Here is a 15305-nt window from a genome sequence, read left to right on the forward strand (position 1 = left end):
TTCGACTTCGACCCGCTGCCCACGCTCCGCGGCCTCACCGAAGGCCGACTCACCGAGAGCGACCTCGGCGACTACGAGATCGAGATCACCCCGGACGCGCCGCTCGTCGCCGACGCGGGCGCGTCCGGCCCCGCCTTCCCCTTCCACTGACCGCCTCACCCGCGCGTCAACTGCCGGTACTTGATGCGGTGGGGCTGCGTGGCGTCTTCGCCGAGGCGCTGGCGCTTGTCCTCTTCGTAGTCGGAGAAGTTGCCCTCGAACCAGAAGACCTTGCTGTCACCCTCGAAGGCGAGGATGTGCGTGGCGATGCGGTCGAGGAACCAGCGGTCGTGGCTGATGACGACGGCGCAGCCGGCGAACTCGAGCAGCGCCTCCTCCAGCGCTCGCAGCGTGTCCACGTCCAGGTCGTTGGTCGGCTCGTCGAGCAGCAGCACGTTGCCGCCCGACTTCAGAAGCTTGGCCAGATGCAGCCGGTTCCTCTCGCCGCCCGACAGCGACTTGACCCTCTTCTGCTGATCGTTGCCCTTGAAGTTGAAGGAGGCGACATAGGCACGGGAGTTGACCTGCCGCTTCCCGACCATGACGAACTCGTTGGGTCCGTCGCTGATCTCCTCCCACACGGTGCGCTCGCCGGCCAGCGCGTCGCGCGACTGATCCACGTACGAGAGCTGGACCGTGTCGCCAACGGTCAGCGTGCCTGCATCGGGCGTTTCCTGCCCGACGATCATGCGAAAGACGGTCGTCTTGCCCGCACCGTTGGGACCGATCACGCCGACGATCCCGCCGCGCGGCAGCGAGAATTCGAGATTGTCGAACAGCAGCCGATCGCCATAGGACTTGCGCACGCCCTTGGCATCGATGACCACGTCGCCGAGGCGCGGTCCGGGCGGTATCACGATGCGTCCGCTCTCGGGCGCGGCCGCGGCCTTCTCGTTCTCGCCGAGCAGCGATTCGTACTGATTGATGCGCGCCTTGCCCTTGGCGTGCCGCGCGCGCGGCGCCATGCGGATCCATTCGAGCTCGCGCTCGAGCGTCTTGCGCCGCGCCGATGCTTCCTTTTCTTCCTGCTGCAGCCGCTTGTTCTTTTGGTCGAGCCAGGAGGAGTAGTTGCCCTCCCACGGAATGCCTTCGCCGCGGTCGAGCTCGAGGATCCATCCGGCGACGTTGTCGAGGAAATAGCGGTCGTGGGTCACTGCGACCACGGTGCCCTTGTACTCGCGCAGGTGCCGCTCCAGCCACGCAACCGACTCGGCATCCAGATGATTGGTGGGCTCGTCCAGCAGCAGAATGTCCGGTGCGCGCAGGAGGACCTGGCACAGCGCCACGCGCCGCTTCTCGCCGCCCGACAGGTTGGCCACGTTGGCATCGGGCGGCGGCAGGCGCAGAGCATCCATGGCGATCTCGAGCTGGCGATCCAGCTCCCAGGCATCGGCGGCCTCGATCGCATCCTGCAGCCGCCCCTGCTCGGCCAGCAGCTTGTCGAGCTCGGCGTCCTCCATCGGTTCGGCCATGCGCATGGAGATGTCTTCGAAACGCTGCAGGAGAGCTCGCGTCTCGGAGACGGCCTCCTCGACGTGCTGCAGAACGGTCTTGGACGGATCCAGCTCGGGCTCCTGCGGCAGCATTCCAATGGTCGTGCCTTCGGCGGCGAAGGCCTCGCCGGCGAAGTCCTTGTCGACGCCCGCCATGATCCGCAGCAGCGTGCTCTTGCCGGCGCCGTTCAGACCGAGAACGCCGATCTTGGCGCCCGCCCAGAATGACAGCCAGATGCCCTTGAGGATCTCGCGGCCTTGCGGCGTCACCTTCCGGACGCCCTTCATCGTGTAGATGATCTGAGGCATAGGCCGGCTCGATTAGCCCGCGCGAGCCGCAACGTCTACGCGGCCACTGGCCCCCATCGCGGTCATTCGCGCGGCACATCGGCTGGAACCAGCGTCGCACCCTGGTGTAGAAGAACCGGTCGCGCTGGCTGGCAGCCGACACCGCCGGCTGCGCGCCGGCAAGGGGGATAGCAGCAAGATGCCGTTGGATACCGTTCGCGTTCTTCTGGTCGACGATGATCCGGACTACCCGGTTCTGCTGCGCGATCTCCTGTCCGACATCGTCGACTGCAAGTACGAGATCGACTGGGCCTCCAGCTATCGCACGGCCTGCGAGCACATCCGCAGGAACACCTACGACGCCTACCTCGTCGACTACCGCCTCGGCGAGCACACCGGCCTCGATCTGCTGCGCAACGAGCTCGAGCGCGGCCGGCTGGGCCCCGTCATCGTCCTGACCGGCCAGGCCACGCGCGAGCTGGACCTGGAGGCGATGCAGGCGGGCGCGGCCGATTTCCTGATCAAGGGTGCCTTCCGCGCCGCCGACCTCGAGCGATGCATCCGCTATGCGATCGTCCGTCATCAGGAAAAGTCGGCGCCGGCCAAGGCCACGGGCGGCCCTTCGTCGCGGCGCATGGTCTGCTTCCTGGGCGCCAAGGGCGGGGTCGGGACGACCACTGTGGCCGTCAACGTGGCTGCCGCTCTGGCTCGCAGCGGCAAGCCGACGCTGGCCCTCGACCTGCATCCGGGGTTCGGCACGCTGGCGCTGCACCTGAAGGCAAGCGTACGCCAGGACCTCGGCGACCTGATGCGGCACGCCCCGGAGGAGATCAACGAGGTGTCCATGCGACACGCCGTCACCAGCCATGCCGGCGGCCTGGACCTGGTTGCCGCCCCGCAGCACGCACACAAGTACCGGACGATCACGCCCGAAGCCGCGCGCGCCATCGTCGACACGGCCTACCATATGAGCGCGTTCTCGGTGGTCGACCTGCCGAGCGACGGCTCGCTGGCCAATCGTGAAGCCATGTGGCGCTCGGCATTCGTCGGCCTCGTCGTCGAGCGCGAGCCGGCTTCGCTGGTGGCGGCCGAACGCATGCTCGAGCTGCTCGGAAGCTGGGGCATCCGCAAGGCGGTGGGCCTGGTGATCGTCGACCGCGGCAGCGGCTACACGCTGCCGGTCTCGGCAGTGGCGCAGAAGCTGGAGCGGCAGGTGTACGGCATCGTTCCTCCGGCGCGCGAGGCTCTCGAGGAGGCGGCGCACCGGCCGGCGCCGCTGGTCACCGCCAACCCCAACCACGAGGCCGCTCGCGCGATGGCCGCGCTCGCCGATCGCCTGGCCGGCGACGTGCTGCGTCCCATCGCCGTCTGATCTCGCCTCCCCTGCCGCTGCCATGAGCTGCCGATCGCGCCTGCGCAGCGTCGCACTCTGTGTCGGCGCCGGATTCGCCGTAGCCCTGTCGCTGACCGAGGCGCTGTGGCTGCAGGGGCGCTTCTTCCCCACCACGCCGCTCGTCGACTGGCTGCCGGCGATCAACGAGCCGCTGGACCGCTGGATCTGGTATCTGATGATCGCTGCGGCCATGGCCCTGGCCGTGCTGCCGTGGCGGCGCGCAGCCGCCGCCGCCGGCGCCGTGCTCTATTTCGGCTACAGCCTCTGGGACCAGCAGCGCTGGATTCCCTTCTTCAACGAAGTCGGCGCGCTGCTTCTGGTGCTGGCGATCCACCGCGGGCGCAGCGAGAAGGAAGCGCGCGAGGCGCTGGATGACTGCGGCATCGTCATTGCCCTGATCTACGTGTGGAGTGGGCTGCAAAAGCTCAACTACTGGTTCTACGTCAAGGTGTTCCCGTGGATGGTCGGCGCCTTCACGCCGCATCTTCCCGAGCCGGTCGCGCAGTGGCTGCTGGGATGCGCGGTCCTGGTCCCGTTCATCGAGGCGCTGACCGGCTTCGCGCTGCTGACGCTGCGCTGGCGGCGCATCGGCATGTGGAGCGCCATCGCCATGCACGCCTTCATCCTGCTGTGCGTAGGGCCGCTCGGCCTGGGCGGCAACGTCCAGGTCTGGTTCTGGAACGTGGCCAGCGCGGCGCTCGTGTACCTGATCTTCGAGAGCAGCCCGACGCCGTTGCAGGAGATGCTGGCGCTGCGCGCGCGGCCGCTGCGAGCGGCGCTGATGGCCTTCTTCGGCATCGCGCCGATCCTCAACTTCGTGGTGCTGCCGGGCATCGGCCGCTGGGACGATTTCCAAGCCGCGACGCTGTATTCGGGCAACGAGTCTCAAGGCAAGGTGTACATGACGCCGCAGCTCGCGCTGCGCCTGCCCGAGCCGCTGCACGACCTCTTCGAGCGCGACGCCGATGGCCAGGTGCGGCTCGACCTGAAGGACTGGGCCTACTACGAGCTGAACGTCCCCGACTACCACGCGCAGCGGGTGCACGAGAACGCGGCGCGCCGGCTGTGCCAGTACCTGGGCAACCCCGATGGACTGGTGCTGCGCGCCGGCAGCAAGTCGGACGCGTTCACCGGCGAGCGCCGCATCCTCGAGCGGCGCTGCCGCGACCTCACCCCGGTGGTGGCCGCGCCGCGCGCCCGGTAGGCCGGACGGCTTGTTTCCGAGGCCGGCGGGCGTATTGTTCGCGACTGGCCTTGCCGCCCCGAGCCCCATGCCCCGGCCCGCGGGACGGCTATCCAACACATCCCCAACCCAGGAGACACGAATGCTTCAGCGTACCCTCGCCCCGCTCGCAATGGCGCTCTTGCTGCCCATCGCGGCGATGGCCGAAGAGATCGTCGCAACCGTCGGCGATCAGAACATCACCCGGTCCGAGCTCGAGAAGAGCGTCAAGGCCGAGCTCATGAAGAACGAGCAGGAGCGCTACGAGATCCTCGAACAGGGCCTCGACAACATGGTCTCCGACAAGCTGCTGGAGATGGAGGCCAAGACGCGCGGCACGACGGTCGAGGCGCTGAAGCAGGAGCTGATGTCGGCCGAGGTGCCCGAGCCGACGGCCGAGCAGATCCAGGCGCTCTACGATCAGGCCAAGGAGCAGCTCGGCGGTCAGACCCTGGATCAGGTCAAGCCGCGCATCATCGAGTACCTGAAGGGCCAGGAGCGCGCCAAGAAAGCTCAAGCACTACTTGCAGAGCTGCGCACCAAGCACCCCACCGCGATCAAGCTGGCTCCGCCGACGGTCGAGGTCAGCGATGCCGGCCGCGAAGCCAAGGGACCGGCCAACGCCAAGGTCACCATCATCGCCTTCTCCGACTACGAGTGTCCGTTCTGCAAGCGGGCGGACGAGACCGTGCATCAGGTTCTCAAGGAGTACGAGGGCAAGATCCGGTACGTCCACCGCGACTACCCGCTGCCGTTCCACAAGAACGCGCGCAAGGCGGCGATGGCCGCGCGCTGCGCGGGCGACCAGGGCAAGTTCTGGGAGTTCAACGAGGCATTGTTCAAGGCCACCGACATCTCCGAGCCCAAGCTCGGCGAGATCGCGACGACGCTGACGCTCGACAAGGCCAAATTCGACGAGTGCCTGGCCTCGGACAAGTACAAGACGATGATCGACGAGGACGTCGAGGCTGCCGGCGAGGCCGGAGTCTCGGGCACGCCCGCCTTCTTCATCAACGGCCGCATGCTCTCGGGCGCGCAGCCGCTGGAGCGCTTCAAGGCGCTCATCGACGCCGAGCTGCAGAAGTCCTGACGCGAAGCGGTCAGGCCTCGATTGTCCGACTTCGACCCGATGCGGTAGAAGCCGGCTGCGAGGCCTGACCGCGCGTAACGAAGCGGCGGCCCAGGGCGTCCTCCTTCCGCCATGTCCGCTTCACCTGCCTCCTCGCAATCCGCCGCCGAGACATCCGAGCGCCTCGCTGCCGTCTTCGAGTCCGAGCGCGCGCGCCTGTGGGCCATCGCGTATCGGATGACGGGCTGCGCCGCCGATGCCGACGACATCGTTCAGGAGACGTTCGCCAAGGCCCTGGCCGCAAGCGCCACGCTGGCGGTCGAGGCGTGGCGGGGCTGGCTGACGCGAGTTGCGGTCAACGACGCCATCGACGTGCTGCGGCGGCGCAGGCGCCGTGGCTATCCGGGCGCGTGGCTGCCCTCCCCGATCGAATCGGCGGCCGCCCTTGCCGACAGCGAAAGTGCAGGCCCCGAGCAACGTTACTCGCTCGTCGAGAGCCTTTCCTTTGCATTCCTGCTGGCCCTCGAGGCGCTGTCGCCGAAGCAGCGTGCGGTGCTGCTGCTGCGCGAAGTCTTCGATCATCCTGCGGCCAGCGTCGCCGCCATGCTCGGCATGACCGAAGGCAACGTGCGCATCACGCACCTGCGAGCGCGGCGCCTGCTCGATGGCTACGAGCGCGAGCGAACGACGTCGCACGTCCGAGAGCGCACGCAGCAGGCACTCGGCGAGCTCCTGCGCGGCCTGCTCGCGCAGGACGCTGCAGCCGTCGAAGCGCTTCTGGCCCGCGACGCCCGCGCGCTCACCGACGCCGGCGGCGAGTTCAACGCGCTGGCCAGACCGATGCTCGGCGCCGATCGCGTGGCGCGCCTGCTGCTGCGAGTGGCGGCCCGACGCGCCCCTGGCTCGGTCGTCGAGCTGCGCGAGCTCAACGGCGAACCGGCGCTCGTGATCGTCTACGCCAGGACGGAGAGGCGCCAGGCCCCCCGCGCCGTGCTGCGCTGCGAGCTCGACGGCGGCGGCCGCATCCGCGCCGTCCACGTCGTCCTGGCGACGCGAAAACTGCGGCACGTCCCCTTCCCCCCGGGCGGCGAAAGCGCAACCCCGCGAAAGGCTGCGGGTTCCGTATAAATCGCCGGAAAACCGCGAATCGACCGAAGCGCTGTCGACACGAGCCGCCGCGCCGCCAGGTGGGGAAAACTTCTCCTACCCTGTTGATGCTGACACCGGGGTAAGTTTAGGGTCTGTCAGTATCCACCCTGGGAGGGACCGACATGACCGTCTCCAATGCGATCTCGATGTTGAGTCTGGCCTCGGCTCTGACCGCGCTTGTGACCCTCGCTCATGCCCAGACGCCGCCCGCCGATCCGACGGCCACCGCGCGCCAGGCCGCGCCGATCATTCTGACCGGACTGGACATTCCGGACTGGTCGCGAGCGGCAGCGGCGGTCGTCTGTCAGCCCTATCCCTCCGGCGCGCTGACCGGCGAGCGCACGGCACACAACGGCACCACGTTCGTGCCGCCCGACGTCCGCGCGGGCGTCGATCCGAACCAGATCGTCGCCTTCGCCTGGCGCGGCACCGGCTTCGAAGAGATTCCGGTGCAGGTCGACGAGATCATGCCGTACTGCCTGGCCAACCCGAACTCGGACTTCGGCATCTATTCGGGAACCGACAAGGAGCTTTCGTACGCCTGGGACGTGGAGAGCTGGAAGAAGGTGGCCGGCACCTGCACCGCCGAATACGACGAGGGCGAGTCGGCGACGCCCGACCCGGCGCCCACGCTCGATGACGACGACGAGATCGTGTTCATGGCCTCGGACGCCGGCACGGTCGCGCCGTCAGGCGCGCCGCTTCCGTTCGGCGTCAACGCGCTGCACGCGGTGGCCATCGTCGATCCTCTCGCACCCACGACCGCCTCGTTCGTCTACCTCGGCCTCCGCGAAGGCGGCTCCGCCTTCGATGCGAGCAACGGCTACGTCTCCTACGTCCGCGATGCGAACGCGGACCAGTGGATCGATCGCTCGTTCTACGCCGACAACGACCCTGAGAAGCTCGGCAGCAGCAACACAGGCTATGGCCCCAACCTCAGCGGCACCGTCTGCGACGAGAACGGCGTGCCACGCAGCTCCAACGATCGCTTTCCCCGCGACGGCGTGACCGTGTCCACGGACACGTATCACTGGCGCGCAACCGGACGATGGATGGTGCGCAACATCTCGGTCGCCAGACCCGGCGCGCCCGGCGTCTACGGGCCCGATCTCGTCGACCGCTGGAAGGGGCGGGCCTTCCAGCAGTCGCCGGATTCGACGATCTCGATCGTCGGCTTCGAGGACGAGCAGGTGAACTGGGAAGCCAACTCGGCGCTTCTCGGCGAGCTGACCGGCCCGGTGCGCGCGATTCGCGAGACCTGGGGCGCCGACTCCGGCACCAACGTCACCAAGACCGAGGCCTTCTACCGCGACGTCGTCACCTACCGCTATCACGTGCGCGTGCATCCGATTCCTCCCGACGGTCTCTACACGTCGTGGGACTACAATGCGGGCGTGGCCACGACGTACTACAACACGCTCAAGCCCGGTGGCGTGGCCATCGACGGCGTCAACGACGACGTCGGCAACGTCGACGCGGTCGCCGGCCGCCCCGCGTTCTTCGACCTCAACGATCCGACGTTCAACGTGCCCTCGGCGCTGCTGAACTGGGAGCAGGTCTCCGGCGCGGGCGATGCGGGATCGCTGGTCTACATCATCGAGATGAAGGGAGCGACGTCGGTCGAGAATTCGGCGGTGGTTCCCTACTACCGCGACGACGCGTGCGTGGACGACGGAACCGGCGATGATCCGGTGCAGCGCCCGTGGCCGGGAGAATCGAGCACGGACCAGCGGGTCAAGGACGGCTACGTCGCGCTTGCGGGCGGCACGCCCTACGAAGAGCTCGAGTGCATCCAGAAACAGGGGGCCTGGGGCGCCCACGGCGTCCACTACTTCGTGGACGGCGACACCGACAACGCGTTCCTGCCCGAGACCGTGACCGAGATCGACGCCCAGCAGTGGCAGTTCATGGTGCCGACCTCGGCTCCCACCAACGTCGGCGATGCCTATGGCAACAACGTGCGCGTGCCGCTGCAGACGGCGGTCATTCCGGTGGCCGACGCACCCGCAGGCCTGCCGCCGACGGCTTCGAACGCGCAGGCGACGACCGAGCGGGACCATCCGGTGACGGTGACGCTGAGCGCGGTCGACAACGACACGTGCGAGCTCGCGTTCCGCATCGTCGACGCGCCCGCCAACGGCGACGTCGGCGAGATCGCCGGCGCCGCATGCGCCGCCGGCTCGCCGCACAGCGACACCGCGCAGGTCACCTACTCGCCGGCCGACGGCTTCGTCGGCACCGATACGTTCACCTATGTCGCCAACGACGGCACCTCCGATTCGCAGCCCGCGACCGTGACCATCACCGTCACGCCGCCGCCTCCGCCCTGCGCGACCGGGCCGCAGGACGGCTGCCGCCTGCCGGTCAAGGCGGGAAAGGCCAAGATCACGCTGCGCAACGGCAGCGACGACGAGGAAGAGCTGCTGTCGTGGCGGTGGACGAACGGCGAGGCCACGGCGACCGAGGACTTCGGCCATCCCAACGTCGACACCGCCTACGAGCTGTGCGTGTTCGATGCCGCGGGCGAGGCCGTGGCCGCCTTCGCCACCGATCCCGAGCAGGACTGCAACGGCCGTCCGTGCTGGAAGCCGGTCTCGCGCGGATATGCGTTCGACCGGCGCGTCGAGGACGAGGAGACGGGCGACTCCTCCACCGCCAGGCTGACGCTGCGCGGCGGCGAGGAAGGCAAGGCCCGCATCACCGCCTCCATCCGCGGATCGCTTCTGGACGTGGGCGCCCTGCCGGCCGAGCAGCCCGTCTCGGTGCAGCTGCGCGCCAGCAACGGCGAGTGCTGGGAGGCGCTCTACAGCGCTCCGGCCAGGACCAACACGGAGTCCGAGTTCGTCGACAACGCCGACTGATCGAGCTCGCGGTCACGGCGGCCGGTGTGGCCGCCGTGACCTCCGACGCCGCCGCGATCCTCAACGATCCGTCGCTTCCATTCTCGCCGCGCGTGCATTGATGCGGCGCCGCGCCGGCTGCTCGACCAGCAAGTAGGTGACCGAGGCAACCGCGAGCAGCAGAGCCAGCGCCAGTGCGAGCTGCGCAGCCTCGGCCGCCGCCACCGCCGCCGCCCCCTGCGGTCCGCCGTCGATGAGGTGCGAGAAGCCGGCGCGCCGTCCCGACCAGCGCAGGATCGGAAACAGCAGGCGCAGGATCAGCTCGAACACCGCCACGTGCATCATGTAGATCGAGTACGACAGTGCCCCCACCCGCTGCGCCGCAGACGCGTGCAGCGCGCGCGAAACGAATCCCTGCTCATGAGCGAACACGTAGATGGCGGCGGCGAAGAGCAGCGGCGCCGCAATCGTCCACGCCTGATGCTCGGCCACCGCGACGAAGGCGGCGACCGCGGCCACGGCAGCGACCTCCAGGGCAGACGCGAACGGCAGTGCCTGCGCCCTGGTGCGGACGAACAGCACATACAGGAGGTGGCCGAGCAGGAACCCGTAGAAGCAGCGGAAGATGCCGTAGTCGTCGGTCGCGTCCAGATGGCCGGCGAGAAGGTAGACGGCGGCTGCCGCGGCAACGATTGCGACCGCTTCGACCGCATGCAGGGCGGGTCGCGGCCGCACCGTCAGGCACAGCAGGCCGAACACCACGCACACCCAGAACTCCAGGCCGATGCTCCAGCTCGGATAGTTCCAATCCAGATGGTAGGCCGGATCGACGGCGGCAAGACCGAGCGGCCGCACCATCGCCAGATCCAGCAACAGTGACGTCACCGATTGACGGCCTGCCCACGGCAGCGGCTCGGCCTGTCCGCGGACGAGGAGCGGCGAAAGGAGCCGCACGGCAACCACTGCGGCCAGCGCGAACGCATGCAGCGGCCAGAGGCGGCCGAAGCGGCGCAGCACGAACGCCAGCCAATGGCGCGGCGACCGCATCCGCTCGGCGTAGGCATGCGCGATGACGAAGCCGCTGAGCACGAAGAAGAAGTCGACGAACAGCCACGCCGAGCGAACGAACGATGCCTGACAGATCCGTGGGGGTACGGGCCATTCCTGGATGCAGAAGTGCAGCAGCGCCACCAGCAACGCGCAGATACCGCGCCAGGCATCGAGAGTACGAAAGCGCATTGCTGCTGCCGATCCGTTGGTCCGCGAACCGCCCATCATCGCGCATCGACCGGATGGAACCAAGTTCGCAGCAGCCGCCGTACGCCCGTGCCGCCGGCGGCGACCAGCATCACCGGCGACGCGACGACCGAGTTGACTAGCGCACGGCCGTGCTTCAGTGCTGGCCCATGCCGCACCCGCGCCTGTCCGCTTCCACCATGGCCGCCTACGGCGGACCGACGGTTGCTCTGTCGTTCCTGCTGTTCTTCGTCCTGTTCTACTTCCTCAAGTTCGCGACCGACGTGCTGCTGCTGCCGCCGGCGACCGTGGGGGCGCTGTTCGCCGTGGCCAAGCTCTGGGACGCGGCCAGCAATCCGCTCGTCGGCAACTGGAGCGACGGTGCGCGTTCTTCGTGGGGACGGCGTCGGCCCTTCCTGCTGGCTGCCCTGCCGCTGCTGGCGCTGACGTTCGCGCTGCTGTGGCGACCGCCGGCGTCGATGGGGCCGCACATGACGACGCTGTGGGTCGGCGTGGGCCTCTTCGGCTTCTTCACGGCCTTTGCCATGTATGCCATTCCGCACGCCGCGCTCGGCGCCGAGCTCAGCACCGACTCGCACGAGCGCACGCGGCTGTTCGGCGTCAAGCAGATCAGCTTCACGCTGGGAATGCTGGTCGCGTTCGCGGCCATCCAGCAGGTGATGAACGCAGCAGACCCGCGCGCCGCCGCGGCCTGGCTGGCACTGCCGGCGGTGCTGGTGGCGGTGATCGTTCTGGCCATCACCCCGCTGGTCATTCCCGACGCAGCCAGACGCCGCACGCACGAGCAGAGCCTGCTGCAGGGTTTGCGGCACGTATGGCACGACGACGCGGCAAGGATGCTGCTGGTGGTCTGGTTCGTCGAGAATCTGGGCGTAGGCGCGGTGGGCACGATGGCTCCCTATATCGCGCAGTACGTGCTCGAGCGGCCCGACATCGTCGGCGTTCTGCCGGCCTCGTACGTGCTTGCGGGCGTGCTGGCCATTCCGGTCTGGGTCAGCGTCTCCCGCCGCTTCGGGACGCGCGACACGTGGATGGCCTCGATGCTGCTGGCAGCCGTATCGTTCGCGGGCATGACCTTCGTGGATGCGAACCGGCTTCCGCTCGTGTTCGTCCTGCTGGCGCTGGCGGGCTCCGCGATGGGCTGCGGCAGCGTGCTGTCGTCGTCGCTGATGGCCGACATCATCGACCGCGACGAGCAGCGCAGCGGTCATCGCCGCGAAGGGACCTACTACGCCGCGATGCTGTTCGCTCTCAAGATCGGCGGCTCGCTGGCGACCGCCGGCAGCGGCTTCCTTCTGGGCGCCGTCGATTTCGTTCCCAACGTCGAGCAGACCGACCGTAGCCTGGCCGGCATGCGCTTCCTCTTCGGCGGGATGCCGGCCGCCGGATATCTCGTCGGCGCCTTCCTGTTCCGGAAGTTTCCGTTGGGCCGTCGCTTGGCCGTCGCGCCTGAGCCGGCCCCGACGCCGGCGGCCTGAGCCGCGCGCTGCCAATCGCCCGCCGCGCCGCACGAGTCTGCGCGCCGGTGCAAATGCCGGCGCCCGCTCGTGAGCGGATCGGCCCGCGCACCGGTGCACGCGATCAGTCGAAGACGATCTCGTCGAAGCTGGCGGTGAAATCGACGGCGCCCGAATTGTCGTACGCCATCATGCCCACCTGCAGCGTTGCCGCCAGGTCGGGACGACTGACCGAATGCAGCAGCGTCCAGCTCCCCGCGCCGATGTCGCGGTAGTGCATCGAGAATTGATTGCCGGCGCGCACCAGCCGAACCTCGCCGTCGAACCCGGCGATGGCCTGGAAGTCATAGTAGCTGCTCGAGTCGTCGGTGGTCTTGAACTCGTTCGCCATCGGGAAGGCGTAGGAGCCGGCGCCGATGGCCACGTGCACGAAGTTGCTGTTCAGCGGCGTCGAGGCCGGATCCCGCGCGAGCAGGCCGCCGAGCACGTACTGCGGGTCGGGACCTTCGGCGGCATTGCTGGTCTTGGCGGCGTGCAGCGGCGCGTGCACGTCGAAGTCTCCGGTGACCAGCTTGTAGACGAGCACGGACTCGGAGGTGTTGTACCAGTTCGAGGACTGGTTGATCTGGATGTGGAGCTGCCCGCCCGAGACGCTCACTGTGGCGATCTCCGGATGCAGGACGCTCCAGCTGTCGTCCAACGTCCCGCTCTCGAAATCATCGCCGGGACCGTCGGGCGGGAGCGACGTCGTCGTCGTGCTGGTCGTGGTGGTGGTCGACAGGATCAGCGCCACGATCTCGTCGGTGTCGTCGCTGACGTCGGCGCGTACGCTGTCGACCGCGCCAGAGGTGATGCAGTCGGAGGGCTCGAACGATTCGGCTTTGGCAAAGGCTGCCGTCAGCTTGTCGTCGCACTTGCCGAAGACGAGGTCGGCGCCGCTGCGGACGTTCTTCTGATGGACCTTCAGGCGGCAGGCCGCGTACTTGCCCGCGGCCTTGAGCTGCAGCGACGCGCACAGGCTGGCCGTCGCCTCCGCGTCCGGTGCGATCGCAGCCGTCAGCGCCTGCGTTCGCTGCTGTCCGTCGGTTGCTGCCGCGGCCGCGTCGAACGCGCTGCTGCAATCACCCTGCGCGTCCGCCTTCGCCCAGCCCTTTTCCAACAGCTCCGTGCACTTGGGCTGCCCCGGCGTCTCGATCGTGCCGCCGGCGCGCACGGCGGAGGCCTGCGCGGACGATACGCACGAGTAGTGCTTTCCAGCCGAAAGGATACGGACGGCGTCGCAGGCCTGCGCGTCCGCGACGTCGGCCTTCAGCATCGCGACGCCGATCAGGCTGGCGATGCCGACCCCGCGCATTGCTCGCGCCCGCAGCCCCGGACCATGCCATCGCTCCGCTTGCGGCTTCGCCTGGCGCTCCCGCGGCCCTTGCACCTCGTTCACTTGCATCGTGATCCCCCTGCGGATGGCACGGCATCCGTGATCGGAAACCATAGGCCACGCGCACGGGCCGCGGCAAGAGCCGACAGGCACGTCCGGCTGCGCCGGCGCGCTTTTCGTGATGAACGCGTGTTCAGGCGAACCGCGCCGGTCGGCGGGAACGCGACTGCCGTTCCACCGGTGCGCGCGGCCGACTCCGCCATCCCGATCCTCGCGAACGCGCGTCCGACGTGGCTACGACTTCTCGTCTTCGTCGGGCTTGCGGAACTGGTCGTGACAGCTCTTGCAGTTGCCGAACATCGCCTTGGATGCGGCGCCGACGTCGCCGCCGGAGCGGGCGGCCTCCGCGAGCTTGCCCGCCTTGTCCTCGAGATCCTTCATCGACGCCTCGAATTTCGGCCACTGCTCCCAGATCGCCGGCAGCGCGCGCGAGCTCTCGTGCGTGCTGCCTTCGGGAAACAGCGGCAGCGCCTTGGCGGCATCTTCCTTGATCTTGTCGGCAGCGGCCGGCACCGGCGACAGATCCCCCGCCTTCATCGCGTCGCCGATGATCTTGGCGTTGCCGCCGATGCGCTCCATCAGCTCATGGCGATCGTGAATGGGCCCCGCGGGCAGCTTGCTGTCGGCGCCGTTGGCGACCGCCGCGGACATCAACGCGATGGCAGCGAAGGAGAGTGCGATGCGTGCTTCCATTCTGTCCTCGTGGCCGGGAGGCCGGCGTCAGTCTTCCACTTCATGTCCGATCGGCGCCACGCTTCGCACGTACGCGGCGATGGCGCGGCGGTCGGCGTCGCTCATGTCCTTGTAGCCGGGACCGCCGCCGACGCCATCGACGACCTCCGCCATCGACCCCTGCACGTTGTCGAAGTCCGGCAGCATGCCGAGCTCCAGCACTGCGGCGATGTCGGCCTCGTCCCAGTCGGCGATGCCCGTGGCATGGGGCGTGATGTTCGGGATGTCCTCGCCGCCGGGTCCATCGCTGGTGCCGGCCATGTACAGCGAGCGGTCGACGGCACCGAGCCAGGTACGCGGCGTGTGGCAGTCGGCGCAGAGCGAGACGTTCTCGGCGAGATAGCGACCGCGCTCGACGCCCTCGGTCGGAGTGCTCGCGGCGGGCACGGCCGGCTCGGCCAGCAGCCACGCCCAGGCGCGGTAGGCCTGGCGCGCCAGCGGCAGCTCGTTTTCGTGCGGGCGATTGCGCCGTCGCACGGCCGGAAGCGTTCGCAGGTAGGCGATCAGATCGGCGGCGTCCTCATCGCTCATACCGGAATACCAGTAGTAGGGCATGACCGGCGCTTCGGCCGCGCCGCCGCGCAGAACGCCGCCGCGGATGGCGGCATCGATCTCCTGGTCGGTCCACGCTCCGATGCCGGTCTCGGGATCGGGCGTGATGTTGGTGCCGTAGAAGGTGCCGAAGGGCGTCTCGATCTTCTTGCCGCCGGCGCCGACCGGTCCGCCAGCGAGCGTGTGGCAGCCGCAGCCGCCGGCCGCCGCGAACAGCTCGCGTCCGCGCTCGGCCGATGCCGCGTGTGCGGGCAGCTCGCCAGCGAACGTGGCGGCGGCGATGGCCGCCGTCGCGATCGCCAGGGACGGGGCGCGAAACAGGCAGGCCATGGTCTTGCCAATACCCCGTCCCGGGCAGCTTGCGCCAGCCGGCCGTGCG

At 68.6% G+C, this 15305-nt stretch carries 11 protein-coding genes; 6 read left to right on the forward strand and 5 right to left on the reverse strand.

The annotated features are described in order from the left end of the window. Nucleotides 1–155 precede the first annotated feature (155 nt). Nucleotides 156–1841, reverse strand: coding sequence for an energy-dependent translational throttle protein EttA (gene ettA, locus VEC57_07875; GenBank protein HYB99041.1), 1686 nt, complete (start codon nt 1839–1841; stop codon nt 156–158). A gap of 184 nt (nt 1842–2025) precedes the next feature. Here ettA and VEC57_07880 point away from each other — a divergent pair, with 184 nt between their 5' ends. The 5 genes from VEC57_07880 (at nt 2026) to VEC57_07900 (ending at nt 9514) form a co-directional block, all read left to right on the forward strand. Next, nucleotides 2026–3192, forward strand: a complete 1167-nt coding sequence (locus VEC57_07880) for a response regulator (GenBank protein ID HYB99042.1) — start codon at nt 2026–2028, stop codon at nt 3190–3192. 22 nt (nt 3193–3214) lie between these two features. Continuing rightward, nucleotides 3215–4417 (forward strand): hypothetical protein, encoded by a 1203-nt coding sequence (locus VEC57_07885; protein ID HYB99043.1) that lies wholly within the window; start codon nt 3215–3217, stop codon nt 4415–4417. A gap of 121 nt (nt 4418–4538) precedes the next feature. After that, nucleotides 4539–5525: a thioredoxin domain-containing protein gene (locus VEC57_07890; GenBank protein HYB99044.1), complete on the forward strand. Its 987-nt coding sequence runs from the start codon at nt 4539–4541 to the stop codon at nt 5523–5525. Nucleotides 5526–5636: 111 nt separating this feature from the next. Continuing rightward, nucleotides 5637–6632 carry a sigma-70 family RNA polymerase sigma factor gene (locus VEC57_07895; GenBank protein HYB99045.1) on the forward strand — a complete coding sequence of 332 codons (996 nt, stop codon included), beginning with the start codon at nt 5637–5639 and terminating at the stop codon, nt 6630–6632. 143 nt (nt 6633–6775) lie between these two features. Further along, complete coding sequence (locus tag VEC57_07900; GenBank protein ID HYB99046.1) at nt 6776–9514, forward strand: Ig-like domain-containing protein; 2739 nt, start codon at nt 6776–6778, stop codon at nt 9512–9514. Between the two features lie 60 nt (nt 9515–9574). On the opposite strand, the gene VEC57_07905 is transcribed toward VEC57_07900, so the two are convergent. After that, entirely contained in the window at nt 9575–10732 is a 1158-nt protein-coding gene (locus tag VEC57_07905; GenBank protein ID HYB99047.1) for an acyltransferase, read from the reverse strand. A 167-nt stretch (nt 10733–10899) separates the two neighbouring features. On the opposite strand from VEC57_07905, the gene VEC57_07910 reads away from it, so the two are divergent. After that, nucleotides 10900–12228, forward strand: coding sequence for an MFS transporter (locus VEC57_07910; protein HYB99048.1), 1329 nt, complete (start codon nt 10900–10902; stop codon nt 12226–12228). Nucleotides 12229–12331: 103 nt separating this feature from the next. On the opposite strand, the gene VEC57_07915 is transcribed toward VEC57_07910, so the two are convergent. The 3 genes from VEC57_07915 to VEC57_07925 form a co-directional block, all read right to left on the reverse strand. Further along, nucleotides 12332–13561 (reverse strand): hypothetical protein, encoded by a 1230-nt coding sequence (locus VEC57_07915; GenBank protein ID HYB99049.1) that lies wholly within the window; start codon nt 13559–13561, stop codon nt 12332–12334. 315 nt (nt 13562–13876) lie between these two features. Then, entirely contained in the window at nt 13877–14335 is a 459-nt protein-coding gene (locus VEC57_07920) for a cytochrome c (protein ID HYB99050.1), read from the reverse strand. A gap of 27 nt (nt 14336–14362) precedes the next feature. Then, nucleotides 14363–15256 carry a cytochrome c gene (locus VEC57_07925; protein HYB99051.1) on the reverse strand — a complete coding sequence of 298 codons (894 nt, stop codon included), beginning with the start codon at nt 15254–15256 and terminating at the stop codon, nt 14363–14365. Nucleotides 15257–15305: the final 49 nt, after the last annotated feature.

The organism is Candidatus Limnocylindrales bacterium (assembly GCA_035626395.1).
Lineage (GTDB): Bacteria > Desulfobacterota > Binatia > UBA1149 > CAITLU01 > DASPNH01.

Coding starts and splice junctions, on each gene's coding strand:
- VEC57_07890 (HYB99044.1), top strand. CDS start 4,539: ATGCTTCAGCGTACCCTCGCCCCGCTCGCAATGGCGCTCTTGCTGCCC.
- VEC57_07915 (HYB99049.1), bottom strand. CDS start 13,561: ATGCGCGGGGTCGGCATCGCCAGCCTGATCGGCGTCGCGATGCTGAAG.
- ettA (HYB99041.1), bottom strand. CDS start 1,841: ATGCCTCAGATCATCTACACGATGAAGGGCGTCCGGAAGGTGACGCCG.
- VEC57_07925 (HYB99051.1), bottom strand. CDS start 15,256: ATGGCCTGCCTGTTTCGCGCCCCGTCCCTGGCGATCGCGACGGCGGCC.
- VEC57_07885 (HYB99043.1), top strand. CDS start 3,215: ATGAGCTGCCGATCGCGCCTGCGCAGCGTCGCACTCTGTGTCGGCGCC.
- VEC57_07910 (HYB99048.1), top strand. CDS start 10,900: ATGCCGCACCCGCGCCTGTCCGCTTCCACCATGGCCGCCTACGGCGGA.
- VEC57_07920 (HYB99050.1), bottom strand. CDS start 14,335: ATGGAAGCACGCATCGCACTCTCCTTCGCTGCCATCGCGTTGATGTCC.
- VEC57_07900 (HYB99046.1), top strand. CDS start 6,776: ATGACCGTCTCCAATGCGATCTCGATGTTGAGTCTGGCCTCGGCTCTG.
- VEC57_07895 (HYB99045.1), top strand. CDS start 5,637: ATGTCCGCTTCACCTGCCTCCTCGCAATCCGCCGCCGAGACATCCGAG.
- VEC57_07905 (HYB99047.1), bottom strand. CDS start 10,732: ATGCGCTTTCGTACTCTCGATGCCTGGCGCGGTATCTGCGCGTTGCTG.